The 13,410-nt window shown below is 44.1% G+C and carries 13 protein-coding genes and 1 tRNA gene; 8 read left to right on the top strand and 6 right to left on the bottom strand.

Annotation, left to right across the window (positions count from 1 at the left end; translation table 11 throughout):
- Positions 1 to 500 precede the first annotated feature (500 nt).
- Positions 501 to 1,577: a PotD/PotF family extracellular solute-binding protein gene (locus tag H5114_RS09675; protein WP_182722813.1), complete on the top strand. Its 1,077-nt coding sequence runs from the start codon at positions 501 to 503 to the stop codon at positions 1,575 to 1,577.
- Between the two features lie 502 nt (positions 1,578 to 2,079).
- On the opposite strand, the gene H5114_RS09670 is transcribed toward H5114_RS09675, so the two are convergent.
- The gene (locus H5114_RS09670) at positions 2,080 to 4,638 is read right to left on the bottom strand and encodes an excinuclease ABC subunit UvrA (RefSeq protein ID WP_182722812.1); all 2,559 of its coding nucleotides are present in this window, start codon (positions 4,636 to 4,638) and stop codon (positions 2,080 to 2,082) included.
- 339 nt (positions 4,639 to 4,977) lie between these two features.
- Here H5114_RS09670 and H5114_RS09665 point away from each other — a divergent pair, with 339 nt between their 5' ends.
- On the top strand, positions 4,978 to 5,142 hold the full coding sequence (locus H5114_RS09665) for a hypothetical protein (protein WP_182722811.1): 165 nt from the start codon (positions 4,978 to 4,980) through the stop codon (positions 5,140 to 5,142).
- Between the two features lie 608 nt (positions 5,143 to 5,750).
- On the opposite strand, the gene H5114_RS09660 is transcribed toward H5114_RS09665, so the two are convergent.
- Positions 5,751 to 5,840, bottom strand: a tRNA-Ser gene (locus tag H5114_RS09660).
- Positions 5,841 to 6,168: 328 nt separating this feature from the next.
- Here H5114_RS09660 and punR point away from each other — a divergent pair.
- From punR to H5114_RS09630, 6 genes are all read left to right on the top strand, one after another.
- Entirely contained in the window at positions 6,169 to 7,071 is a 903-nt protein-coding gene (gene punR / locus H5114_RS09655; RefSeq protein ID WP_124015962.1) for a DNA-binding transcriptional activator PunR, read from the top strand.
- Positions 7,072 to 7,275: 204 nt separating this feature from the next.
- A complete protein-coding gene (locus tag H5114_RS09650) occupies positions 7,276 to 7,935 on the top strand; it encodes a Bax inhibitor-1/YccA family protein (protein WP_124015961.1) in 660 nt (219 codons plus the stop codon).
- 65 nt (positions 7,936 to 8,000) lie between these two features.
- On the top strand, positions 8,001 to 8,390 hold the full coding sequence (gene tusD / locus H5114_RS09645) for a sulfurtransferase complex subunit TusD (RefSeq protein WP_182722810.1): 390 nt from the start codon (positions 8,001 to 8,003) through the stop codon (positions 8,388 to 8,390).
- A 19-nt stretch (positions 8,391 to 8,409) separates the two neighbouring features.
- Complete coding sequence (gene tusC, locus H5114_RS09640; protein WP_182722809.1) at positions 8,410 to 8,766, top strand: sulfurtransferase complex subunit TusC; 357 nt, start codon at positions 8,410 to 8,412, stop codon at positions 8,764 to 8,766.
- Positions 8,767 to 8,792: 26 nt separating this feature from the next.
- Complete coding sequence (tusB, locus tag H5114_RS09635) at positions 8,793 to 9,071, top strand: sulfurtransferase complex subunit TusB (RefSeq protein WP_404716580.1); 279 nt, start codon at positions 8,793 to 8,795, stop codon at positions 9,069 to 9,071.
- Positions 9,065 to 9,403: a TusE/DsrC/DsvC family sulfur relay protein gene (locus H5114_RS09630; RefSeq protein ID WP_182722808.1), complete on the top strand. Its 339-nt coding sequence runs from the start codon at positions 9,065 to 9,067 to the stop codon at positions 9,401 to 9,403. The genes tusB and H5114_RS09630 overlap by 7 nt, the downstream gene beginning before the upstream one ends.
- A gap of 341 nt (positions 9,404 to 9,744) precedes the next feature.
- On the opposite strand, the gene serS is transcribed toward H5114_RS09630, so the two are convergent.
- The 4 genes from serS to lolA are packed head-to-tail and all read right to left on the bottom strand — an operon-like array spanning position 9,745 to position 13,400.
- The gene (gene serS / locus H5114_RS09625) at positions 9,745 to 11,031 is read right to left on the bottom strand and encodes a serine--tRNA ligase (protein ID WP_182722807.1); all 1,287 of its coding nucleotides are present in this window, start codon (positions 11,029 to 11,031) and stop codon (positions 9,745 to 9,747) included.
- Positions 11,032 to 11,049: 18 nt separating this feature from the next.
- The gene (gene crcB, locus H5114_RS09620; protein WP_124015955.1) at positions 11,050 to 11,424 is read right to left on the bottom strand and encodes a fluoride efflux transporter CrcB; all 375 of its coding nucleotides are present in this window, start codon (positions 11,422 to 11,424) and stop codon (positions 11,050 to 11,052) included.
- Complete coding sequence (locus tag H5114_RS09615; RefSeq protein ID WP_182722806.1) at positions 11,417 to 12,748, bottom strand: replication-associated recombination protein A; 1,332 nt, start codon at positions 12,746 to 12,748, stop codon at positions 11,417 to 11,419. The genes crcB and H5114_RS09615 overlap by 8 nt, the downstream gene beginning before the upstream one ends.
- A 7-nt stretch (positions 12,749 to 12,755) precedes the next feature.
- Positions 12,756 to 13,400, bottom strand: coding sequence for an outer membrane lipoprotein chaperone LolA (gene lolA / locus H5114_RS09610; protein WP_182722805.1), 645 nt, complete (start codon positions 13,398 to 13,400; stop codon positions 12,756 to 12,758).
- Positions 13,401 to 13,410 lie beyond the last annotated feature (10 nt).

Below are 13,410 nucleotides of genomic sequence, written 5' to 3'. Positions count from 1 at the left end.
ACGACTTCCTTCTTTTAATATTTGTTATTTTTCATAGTAAACAACTCATTGAATACGTTATCGACTAGTTTATTATTTGTGGCTTAAGTCAGGCTGAAATAATCAACATTGGTGGGTAAAACATAAAAAACCTAATAAAAGTCTGTAAATTTAGCCAGTTTGGTCTGTAAAACTTCACTTTTTGTAAGCGGGAAATTGAATAAAAATATGATGTTATTTGAAAATATCATATTGATGTTTTTTAGACTTAATTAAGTTAACACCAGATAAAAACCTGTTACTTGTATCGGCAATCAACCAACTGAAGCGGGTTTATTTTAGTTTGCCGTGGTTGGTTTATGAGATTATTAACACAAAGTATTAAATAAAAACGCTATGCCAAACTGGCTAAACTCCTTGTTATGAACAATCCTTATAACACATGAGATGCATGGTTAGATGAACTCACCGCTTTACTGATTCGATAAATCAAAGCTCGTGACTAAATAAGGATACACATAGTGAAAATAGGTAAATACTTAAGAGTAAACAACCTGTTTTTAACCGGTATATTGATGTCGACAAATACCCTAGCCGTGACATTGAACATACTAGAATGGGAAGGCTATATCAGCCCATTTAAAGAAGATTTTGTGGTCTATGCTAAATCTAAGGGGATGGAAGTTGAACTAAATATTATGGATCCCTATATCACAGATCCTGAACTTATCTTCAACAAACTGCGAGCCAGAGCCGCAGATGTGACTACCCCAACACACAATTACTACAAGATGAATAAAAACAGGTTACTTCTGGTATTACAACCCATAGATTTTAGTCGCCTGAGTCATTACCCCAAAGTACTAAATTCATTAAGAAACAGTCAATACGATGAATTTAAAGGCAAAAAATATTCAGTTCCTTTACTTGGAGGCTCATATGGCCTGGCTTACAATGCAGCAAAGCGAGATGAGCCAAAATCCTGGGAAGAATTGTGGCAACCGGAAAATAAAGCTAAATTTGCTATCACAGGCGATCAATTTGAAGCCAACATCTATACCACGCTACTGGTTTTAGGTTACCCACCAGAATCTTTCTACGACATAGATGCCATAGAGTTTGATAAGCCTAAAGTGCAAGCTAAACTGACGAGCCTAGTCCAAAATGCAGACTCATTTTGGAACGGTATGGCTGATGTAGAGCGCATGAAAGATCTAGAATTGGCCACCACATATTGGTTTGGGGTAGCAGCTGCCAATAAAAGCGGACAAAACTGGAAACTAGCAACCCCTAAGGAAGGCCAAACTGTGTGGCTAGATACTTTAGCTATAGGAAGGCATGTTAAAGGTGAAAAGCTAGATGCGGCCTATTTACTAATCGACTTTATGATCAGCGAACCAGTGCAAAAACGCATATTAGAAATGTATGGTTCTATTATTGTAAATGGTGCTACGGCTAAGTTACTCGACCCACAATTAGTTAAAGATGCCAGAGTCGGAGATGAGACATTTTTCTCTGAGCAATATTTATGGCGCCCTCTAAGCTCAAGAACCCGTAATACCTATAAGCAAATGTGGAATAAGGCCATGGATAAATAAAGCCTCCGCAATGCTCCCAAAAGAGTTTACACCCAAGACTCTCGCGTTAAATATTAAATTAATCATTCTGTTTCAATTGGTTAGTTTCACAAGCTAAAATCAACCCTGCAATTGCTAACTGAAACTGGCTTTATTCCTGAATTAAAAAGTCAATTTTTTAATCATAAAAATATGAGTTAACCATTACAACCGCTTAAAAACACTTATCAGATTTAACTTCCATATAATAATACGCTTTTGGATCAGTAAAATAACGGTAGTTTGTGAGACAGTGCTATTTCGCACTGCCTCTCTACTTGCTGTCGCGGTTAAAATGTAATCAGTTTAAATACTAAAGTGATGGTTTAGTGTGTTATTACAGATAGATTTATGCTGCCTACTTTGCTACTCGTTGTGCTGCACTGTCGAACCCGCGTAGGAACTATTGCGGCTTATCAACTGGCGCTGGGATCGGTGCCCCTGCGCGTCAGGTTTACTGAATTTGCCACGGCAAACAGTAAACTCAGTTGGTAGAGACGCACTGGGCCAAGTAAGGCGCCGTTCGGCTCGCTGGGTGAGCGGCCACTGCATGGGGCGTGCCGGCGACCACTATGCAGCCGCCCTTGTCACCGCCTTCAGGGCCAATGTCGATAACCCAGTCGGCGGCGGCAACTACGTCCATATCGTGTTCCACCACAATCACGGTATTGCCAGCATCGACGAGGCGGTTGAGCTGAGCGAGCAGTAATAGCACGTCGGCAGGATGCAGCCCGGTTGTGGGCTCGTCGAGAATGTACAGCGTATGGCCGCGGCGTGCCCGCTGCAGCTCGGTCGCGAGCTTGATGCGCTGCGCCTCGCCTCCGGAAAGCTCGGTGGCGGGTTGACCGAGTCGCAGGTAGCCGAGCCCAACCTCACTAAGGGTCTTAAGACTGCGCAATGCCGAGGGCACATCGGCGAGAAACACCATTGCCGCATCCACGGTAAGCCCAAGCACCTCGGCTATATTCTTGTTACAGTACGTCACCTCGAGTGTCTCAGGATTATATCGCGTGCCGTCGCAGTCGGAACAGGGCATATAACTACCTGGTAAAAAAAGCAGACCGACCGCCACAAATCCCTCGCCAAGGCAGGTCTCGCAGCGGCCGCCCGCCACGTTGAACGAGAACCGGCTGGCGCCGAAGTTTCGGCTTCGAGCCTCGGGGGTCGCGGCGAATGTGGTACGCACGGCATCGAACAGGCCTGTATAGGTGGCGAGGTTGGAACGCGGTGTGCGACCGATCGGTTTCTGGTCAACGCGCACCAGTCGATCGATCAGATCCGCCCCAGTGATCGTCTCAACCGTGGTGATTTCAACGGGTTTAGGCTCGGGTTGATCATCCTTCTCGCCGTTCATCGAGGCTGTGGATGCGATCCCGGTACTGGGGTCTAGATCTGGATGAAGGTACAAGCCTACAGTCTGGGCGAGCACCTGACTCACTAGGGTGGACTTGCCAGAGCCCGATACACCTGTAACCGCGGTCAGTATGCCGAGCGGAAACTTGGCATCAAGGCCGCGTAGGTTATGGCGGGTTATCCCCGTCAGGCCAAGCCAGCCGAGCGGATGTCGTTGCTCGCGTGCCGCCGGAACTGGGCGCTCGCTTGCAAAGAGAAATTTTCGCGTGATCGAGGCGGGTACATCTTTGAGTCCCGCCGTCGGTCCACTGTAAATGACTACTCCGCCCTGCTCTCCCGCATGTGGGCCGACGTCGATGACCCAGTCAGCGCGGCGCACCACGTCCATATTGTGTTCCACGATAAAAACTGAGTTACCGCTAGATTTGAGCTCCTCAAGTACGGCAAGGAGCGGCTCGGCATCTGCTGGGTGTAGCCCAGCGGAGGGTTCGTCGAGTACGTAGATCACGCCGAAGAGCCCAGAGCGCAGCTGGGTGGCAATGCGCAGCCGCTGCATTTCACCAGGAGAGAGCGTGGGTGTTGCGCGGCCTAGACTGAGGTATCCGAGGCCGAGATCGAGCAGCACATCGAGGCGGCGAGTAAGATCCTTGGTGATAGTTTCACCAGGGGTATTGCTGGCCGCCGGACGGTCAAGCACACGGCGGAGCTCGGTGAGCGACAAGCTGTTAAGCTCGGCTATGGTGCGGCCGTTGAAGGTAACCGCGAGAGCTTCGCTGCGCAGTCCGCTGCCCGCGCATGTTAGGCATGGCCCTGATTCAACATATTTCAATACACGGTTACGCACAGAGGTGCTTTTTGAATCGGCGAGCGTGTGCATCACATAACTCTGCGCGCTCCAGAATTTTCCCTTGTAAGGTCGAGGCCTTTCCCGCTCCGGCATGATGTCGACCACGGGTTGTTCCTCGGTGAACAAGATCCAATCGCGATCGGCGCGGGACAGCTGTTCCCAAGGTTTATCCACGTCATAGCCGAGCGCTGTGAGAATGTCACGCAGGTTCTTACCCTGCCACGCCCCAGGCCAAGCCGTGACGGCACCTTCGCGAATACTCAGTGAAGGGTCGAGCACCAGCGATGCCTCTGTGACTGTGTGCGCGGTTCCAAGTCCCTGACATTTAGGGCATGCGCCCATGGCGGTGTTGGGTGAGAAGGAGTCTGACTCGAGGCGCAAAGCCCCATCAGGATAGACTCCTGTTCGAGAATAAAGCATCCTCAGGGAATTCGAGAGGGTGGTAACTGTGCCTACACTTGAGCGTGAGTTGGGTGTTCCTCGGCGCTGTTGCAGTGCGACGGCTGGCGGTAATCCAGTAATTTCATCCACCTGAGGCGAATGGCCTTGCTGGATCAGGCGCCGGGCGTACGGCGCGACGGACTCGAAGAAACGTCGCTGGGCCTCAGCGAAAATGGTGCCAAAGGCGAGCGAGGATTTGCCGGAGCCGGACACCCCAGTAAAGGCGACTATCGAGTCCCGGGGTAGATCCACGTCGACGTTCTGCAGGTTATTCTCTCGGGCGCCCCGCACGCGCACAAACCCCGTGGGTATGGAGTGGGAAACGGATGTTGCTGTCGGGGTGTGGCTACTGAAAGTGTCAACTGGCAAATGATGGCTGCCGCTATTCTTTGCTTTATTCATGCTTAAAGACCCCTTAGGTTAATTCTTGTCTAGATATGCAGGATATGATGGGACGTGCAGAATATGATTGCCTCTACTGGCATTAATGTGGAATTCTCAGCCTAAATTGCCATTTATTTCATGGCTCAAAAATAACAATAATCAACCCATAAATGGCCTAGCATACTCAGTCAGGATGAACAGAACTCATGACATGCTCTTAACCGAGAGCATAAGATCACTATCTCCATCAAAATATTCCAGCTATTTTTAAGATAACACATAACGCCTTTCGTTTTTGAGTTGCCAACACCTGCGCTCATTTTATAAACGCACAGATTCAACCGAGTGATTTAAAATATGTGCGCTCAATGGCTAAAAAATGACACATTAGCTAAAACCAAGACAACAGAAAAGCTTGATATCGATCAAGTAGAAAATAGTTTGTGGAATTCAGAAGTGATTGTATACGCACACAACCCGCGCTGGCAATTTTACAGCGCCTTGTCGTCGTTTTCGGTCTAAATGTTGTAATGTCTTTTAATATGGGCAAAGCCCCCTACTTCTTCTTTGAATAACGCGCCAAACTCTATTGTGATTTTTAAGCAGTTTTCAGCAGTAATATTCAATCTAGTAAAAATAAATGGCGCTATGCTTATCCGCCAGTATTTCAGGTTGTCAGCATCAACTCTAATTACTACATCTAGAAATATTTGACTATGCCAGCCATTTTCTAGATAACAACATAGATGGATGACCATGTTTATAACAAACAAGAATTAGTGGGATTAAAGTCCTATCTATTTATTCAATATGGCAAAGATATAGCAATCTTAAAACTATGAATCTTGGATTTAAATGTTATAAATACAAAAAAGCCCCATCATTGCTGATGAGGCTTCCCCGTTAAATGTGGCGGAGGGATAGCTTGCTTGTAATAAAGAGGAACACTTGGGTTTAAATCTCTATCTTTCACCTAAACGAAAAAAGGCTCATCATTTCTGATGAGCCTTTCGTCTTTAATGTGGCGGAGGGGTAGCTTGCTTGTAATAAAGAAGAACCCTGGGTTTAAATCTCTATCTTTTACCCAAACAAAAAGGCCTTATCTTTCGATAAGGCCTTTTCATTGAATGTGGCGGAGGGATAGGGATTTGAACCCTAGAACGGGATAAACCGTTGCCGGTTTTCAAGACCGGTGCATTCGACCACTCTGCCATCCCTCCGAGCGGGCGAATAATATGATAATGCCTCTATGGTGTAAAGAGTAAATTGCAAATAATTTGTTAAGTGGCTATTTTATACCCAAGTTAAAATCCCCTTTGCAGATCTGCTATTAAACATAGTTTACAAAGCTCAGCTTGCTTGATGGTATTCACTCAATAAACACCCATAACCCGCTATTTGTAATAACAGCTGTTTAAGTCACAACAAATAGCCATTAGCTTAATGCAAATGTGATTAAACGGTCGATAACGGCGACTTTGCTTGATTTGATTTAGGTTAATGTTTACCTTTACTGCAAGTAATGTTGCTAATGGCAAGGATAGCGAGATGCTTTCAGAACAAGCATTCGAAATGATAGATATTGTGGCCCGCGTAGGCAGTTTTACCGCCGCCGCAAATAAATTAAATAAAGTGCCCTCTGCGGTGAGTTATGCCATTAAGCAGATTGAAGATGACTTAGGGGTAATATTGTTTGAACGTCATCATCGCAGCGTGAGTTTAACCCCTGCTGGTGAACATTTTGTCGCCCAGTCTCGTGAGATCATGACCAAACTTAATAATATTAAGCGTGATACACAAAAAGTGGCTAATGGCTGGCGCCCTTCATTGTCGATTGCGATTGACAATATGGTTCGCGCCGACAAAATAAGTGGCTTAATAGCTGATTTTTATCGGCATTTTACCGACATTGAATTGATTATTCGCTTAGAAGTATATAACGGCGTCTGGGAAGCATTGTCTACAGGAAAAAGTGACATCGCGATTGGCGCTACCTCGAGCATTCCTGTTGGTGGCACCTTTAAATCTCGCGATATGGGGATGATCCAGTGGTCTTTTTTAGTCGGTAAGAATCATCCTTTAGCTAAAGCTGAGCACGCGTTAACCGATGAAGAGTTATTACAATATCCGTCAATCTGCCTGCAAGACACAGCACATAATATTGCTCATCGACCGAATTGGTTATTGAATAATCAACGTCGAATTGTAGTACCCGATTGGATCAGAGCGATAAATTGCTTTAGAGAAGGTTTAGGTGTGGGGTATATGCCATATCATTTAGCCGATATCTTTATCAAAGCTGGTGCGCTAATAGAAAAACAGCTCGCTACTCCCAAACAAGACACCGCCTGCTGTTTAGCTTGGAATACTGCCAATATGAGCCCTGCTCTACAGTGGGTATTAGATCACTTAGGTGACACTGAAAAACTGAAAAAAGAATGGCTTAGCTAAACAGATTATGCAAAATATGTTTTTGTTAATAACATTACTTATCGAATAGTTTATGATAAATTAGCGCCTATTAAGATGATGTTTGTTATGAATTAATTTTTGTTTAATGTACATTGCTTACGCTATAGAAAAGGATTTAGCTTCAGAGTGAGAAAGATTTTTTTCTCGTTGAGCAAATCATTGAGTTAACACCTGGAGACGATAATGAATCAACAATCAGTTATATCACCCAGTCTATCGACGACTGATGTCAATAAAATGCTAAAAAACACCTACATGCTTCTGGCGATGACATTGGCATTTTCTGCTGTTACTGCTGGTTTAGCCATGGCGATTAACCTTGGCCCAATGATGTCATTAGGTTTATCGCTTGGTAGCTTAGTATTATTATTTGTGACCCTAAAAAAAGCCGATAGTGCTGCAGCAATATTTTGGGTATTTGCCTTTACGGGTATGCAAGGTGCGTCACTCGGTTATATTTTAAATCATTATGTTGGTATGGCGAACGGCCCAGGGCTTATCATGCAGGCGTTAGGCTTAACCTCAGTGATTTTCGTATCACTGTCGGCTTATGCACTAACCACCAAAAAAGACTTCTCATTTATGGGCGGTTTCCTATTTGCCGGTATGTTAGTGATGATCGGTGCTGTGGTGATTAATATTTTCGTCGGTAGTTCAGTATTATTTATGGCAATGAATGCGGGTATTGCATTGCTTATGACCGGTTTCATCCTCTACGACACTAGTCGTATCGTGAATGGCGGCGAAACCAACTATGTTCGCGCGACCATTTCATTGTACTTAGACTTTTTGAACTTGTTCATGAGCCTGCTACATTTGTTAGGTATGGGCAACGACGATTAATCGTCGATAGAGTTCATTGGTAAATTACGTTAAAATGACCCTACATTAGGGTCATTTTTTTTATAATGAGCAAATTCATCATTCAAGTAAACGGAAGTGTTTATGGCTCAACAGCCAGCTTTCGTGCGTTATCTTTTTGCCAAAGCGCATTAGCTAACGGTCATCAAATCATCAATGTCTTTTTCTATCAAGATGGCGTAACCAACAGTAATGCCCTTACTTGTCCGGCATCTGATGAAATAGATATGCACTCACATTGGCAAAAATTGTCAGCGCAGCACGCAATACCATTAACCAATTGTGTTTCAGCAGCATTGCGTCGTGGCATACTCTCACCACAAGATGCATCAGAAAATGGTAAGCCACAATGGAATAGCAGTGACGCATTTACCATGGGCGGCTTAGGTGAATTAGTGGTCGGTATTGAACAAGCAAACAGATTAATTAGCTTTTAAGATATTTGTGGAATAGATAATGAAATCACTGGTGATTATTTTTAGACATGCACCTTTAGGCACCACGAGTACTCGTGAAGGGCTTGATTTTGCTATGCTCAGTGCCAGCTTTGAACAACAGGTGAGTATTATGTTTACCAATGAAGCTGTATTGCATTTACTGGCAGGCCAAACACCTGAGCAAGCAGGATCGAAAGATTATGTGTCGGCGTTTAAAGCGCTATCTCTTTACGATATTGATACCGTATTGGTTTGCGCTGAATCAATGCACACATTAGGATTGCAGCCCAATGACCTCAGTATTGCGGCAACGGTAGCGACGCCAGAGATGATTAGGCAAACCCTGCAAGCGGCTGATGAGGTGCTAGTATTTTGATATTACATCATATCCAAGCATCAGTAATGAGTGACGATGCCTTAAGTACATGCCTGCGCTATATTCACCCTAAAGACAGTATTTTATTGTCTAGCGATGCGGTGAATTGTTTATTACAACCTCAATGGCAACAGCGTTTAGCAAATATTGCACTGTTTGTACTACAAGATGATGTTGTCGCTAGGGGGTTATCCGATCGCTTGATGATTATTTTAGCCAATAAAGCTGCGGGTGATTTTGATATTATTGACTATTCACAATTTGTTGAACAATCTTTGCGACACGATAAGGTGATAACTTGGTAAACTTTTTTGAATTTAATGGCCTGAAAATTGAAACCGATCATCAAGGCTACTTAAAAAATATCAATGACTGGCAAGAACCTATGGCAACTGTGATTGCCGCCACTGAGAACATTGAGTTAACCGAGCAACACTGGGAAGTTATCCGTTTTGTGCGTGATTTTTATCTAGAGTACAAAACTAGTCCTGCTATTCGTGTGCTGGTTAAAGCTATCGGTCAACGATTAGGAGCCGATAAAGGTAACTCTAAATATTTGTATACCTTATTTCCTGGGGGCCCGGCTAAGCAAGCAACCAAAATTGCTGGGCTGCCCAAACCCGCTAAATGTTTATAGTTGATTAAAGCCTACAAAAAAGCCCGCTTAAGATAACTTAAGCGGGCTTTTAAATAATTAACCTCATAAAGGTTATTTAGGGAAAATGTTTTCTACCACTATCAATGCTGCTTGAGCTAGTTCAACAATTACCAACAAAATAAAAAAGAAGATAACTGATAAATAGATAAGCCTACGATTATCACGCCGACTTGAACCCATTGCTGGTTGTACCAATCCTTATCAATAATGCTCAACTTAAACAAAGTGGCACCAATTTAAATACTCGAAGTAAGCCCAAATATAATGCGTTGTTACCTCACTCTGTGCTCATAGTAATAAGCACAGAGTGATTAGAGAACCTAGCCAATAACGCTTAAGCCGCTCATGTATGAACGTAACACCTCAGGTACTGTGATAGTGCCATCTTGATTCTGATAATTTTCAAGCACGGCAACTAATGTCCGTCCCACCGCTAAACCAGAACCATTTAAAGTGTGCAATAACGCAGGTTTGTTATCTACCTTGCTACGATATCGAGCTTGCATTCTGCGCGCTTGGAAGTCTTTCATGTTTGAACACGATGAAATTTCACGGTAAGTATTTTGTGCTGGTAACCACACTTCAATATCAAATGTTTTACTTGAACCAAAGCCCATATCACCAGTACATAACACCATAGTGCGGTGCGGCAAGTTTAATAACTGCAATACTTTTTCAGCATGTGCGGTAATTTCATCTAACGCATGCATTGAATTGTCTGGATGAGCAATTTGCACTAATTCGACTTTGTCGAATTGATGCTGACGGATCAAACCACGGGTGTCACGACCATAAGAGCCCGCTTCACTTCTGAAGCATGACGTTAATGCGGTCATTTTTATGGGTAGCTCACTTTCATCAACAATCATGTCGCGCACATAGTTAGTTAATGGCACTTCTGCGGTCGGGATAAGTGACAAGCCTTGGCCTTCTTCTGTTGCTGGTTTGGTGTGAAATAAATCTTCACCAAACTTAGGAAGCTGACCAGTACCTAATAAGCTGTCTTCGTTAACCAATAGCGGTACATAGGTTTCGCTATAGCCATGTTCAGTGGTGTGTAGGTCTAGCATGAACTGACCTAAAGCACGATTTAAACGGGCGATTTGGCCGCGCATGATAATAAAACGTGAACCAGTAATTTTAACGGCACTTTTAAAATCTAATCCACCGAGAGCTTCACCTAAATCTAAGTGATCTTTCACTTCAAAATCGAATGTTCTAGGTGTACCCCAACGACGCACCTCTACATTGTCATTTTCATCGGCACCAATTGGCACAGATTCATCAGGCAAGTTTGGTACGCTCATGGCGATGCTATTGATTTGTTGCAATAACTCAGCAAGTTCAGCTTTCTTTGCATCAAGCTGCACACCTAAATCCCCTACCTGCGCCATAATGGAACTGGTATCTTCGCCACGAGCTTTAGCTTGACCAATCGACTTGGAGATCGCATTACGCGACGCTTGTAAGTCTTCTGTTTCTACTTGAAGCGATTTACGCTTTTCTTCAAGTTTGGTCAAATTATCAACCTCTAAAATAAAGCCACGAGTGGCTAAACGCTCGGCGGTGACGTCAAGATCATTACGCAAAAATTTTGGATCTAGCATGTTGTGAGTTCTTTTTAGTTAAACGCGAGAAAATATAAGTTGTTGACCTACATACACCATAAATAGACATAAGGTGACATTCAACAACACATTTAAAATAGCTTTATGCCATAAGCCTTCTTGCAACAGCAGTAAGGTTTCATTCGAGAAAGTTGAAAATGTAGTTAATGCGCCCAATAGGCCAATGCCAACTAGCGCTTTAATTTCAGGGCTAACATGACTTAACTGCCCTAGCGCATAAACTACGCCCATTAAAAACGATCCCAGTAGATTGACTAACAGTGTACCAAAAGGAAAACTGCTTCCAAATAGCTGGATCATAAAAATTGATAGAAGATAGCGTAAAACTGCACCAATTGAACCACCTAATGCCACCAAGATCACATTAGTCATAGCGTTTGTCCTCGCTTTGTTGATCAAGCTGACGCAATTGCCCTAATTTATCTTGAATACGTTTTTCAAAGCCTCTGTTCGTTGGCTGATAAAACTGGCTATGTTGCAATGATTCAGGGAAGTAGTTCTCGCCGGCAGCATAGGCCGCGGGTTCATTATGAGCATAGCGATATTCTTTACCAAAACCGATTTCTTTCATCAATTTTGTCGGCGCATTACGCAGATGATTAGGTACAGGTTCGTGTCCAGTTTGCTTGGCAAGCTCACGGGCTTGATTAAACGCACTATAAACGGCGTTACTTTTGGGCGCGCTGGCTAAATACAACACGGCTTGAGCAATTGCGCGTTCACCTTCAGCGGGTCCAATACGGTGATAACAATCCCATGCGTTAAGTGCAACTGTCATGGCAATAGGATCGGCATTACCAATGTCTTCTGAAGCAATGGCCAATAAACGACGAGCAACATATAAGGCATCGCCACCACCTTCTAAAATGCGGCAATACCAATATAATGCCGCATCGGGCGCTGAGCCGCGCACAGACTTGTGTACTGCAGAAATTAAATCGTAAAATTGATCGCCATTTTTATCGTAACCCGCTGCTTGATGGCCCGCAACTTGAGTGAGCATCTCGGTGGTAAACGCACTTTCATCTGCAACTAAATCGCTCATTAACTCGATTAAATTAAGTGCTTTACGTGCATCACCCTCGCTAATATCGGCTAATTGCTTGGCCACTGTGCTAGGTAATGTTAATTGGCGTTTGCCTAAACCACGTTCAACATCAGTTAACGCTTGAGTCACAATTAAGCTGATTTCATCGGAGCTTAAGCGATTAATAAGGTAAACACGCGCCCGGGATAACAAGGCATTATTAAGTTCGAATGAGGGGTTTTCAGTGGTAGCACCAATGAAGATAACCGTGCCATCTTCAATAAAGGGTAAAAATGCATCTTGCTGGCTTTTATTAAAACGGTGTACTTCATCGACAAATAATAAGGTACGTTGACCGCGACTTTGGGCCACGGCTTTGGCTTGTTCAATCGCCGCACGGATCTCTTTCACCCCAGAAGTCACCGCAGAAATACGCTCAACATGGGCGTTAGCATAATGGGCAATAAGCTCAGCTAAGGTGGTTTTCCCGGTACCGGGCGGGCCCCACAGTAACATTGAGTGGGCTCGATTTGCCTCTAGCGCCTTACGCAGTGGCTGGCCCTCACCCAATAAGTGTGCCTGACCTATGTATTCACTAATATCCCTTGGGCGCATACGCGCAGCCAAGGGGCGAAAGTCTGGGGCGAAATCAAAACCTAAGTTAGCCATAAACTGCTTAGTGAGCTTGCTTTAAGCGTTGATCGTCTATATCGACGTTATCAGGTACAGCGAAATTAAAGATATTGGTCTCGTCTGCTTTTACGCTGCGCTGCTCAGTGAGCGAAAATTGGCTTAAATTACCTTGCTCGTCGGTTAAGTTAAATTTGACTAACTGCTTGGCGTCAAAACATACACTAACAGCAATAACGTTACTGTTGAGTTTCTTAGGCTGAATATCAAAACAGCTAGATGTCGCATTAATAACCCGTTTGGTGACTGAATATTTAGCCCATGTGGCTTCATCTCGATGCACTAACAAAGCCATCGGCGATGCATCAACCGCTTGAGCAACATCCATTACGGTTACTTCTTCGGCAAAGGGGTTATAAATCCATAAATTAGCGCCATCGGCCACAATCAAAGATTCATCTGGCTGAGTTAAATGCCAGTAAAATTGATTGGGATATGCCAGGGCAAATACGCCACTGCCAGTTTGGATTGGTTTATTATTAATGTCGGTAACGTGCTGGGAAAATGTCGCATGCAAACTATCAATATTAGACAGTTTTGCTCGTAGCTCAGTGGCGTCATCGGCCATCGCGGCAAAGCAAGTTACGCTGGTGGTTAATAATAGGCTCAATACAGCAAAACGTTTATTCATTATCATTCCT

The sequence above is a fragment of the Shewanella sp. SR43-8 genome, from assembly GCF_014163775.1.
GTDB classification, from domain to species: Bacteria; Pseudomonadota; Gammaproteobacteria; order Enterobacterales; family Shewanellaceae; genus Shewanella; species Shewanella vesiculosa.
This window is presented reverse-complemented; position numbering and strand designations above follow the sequence as displayed.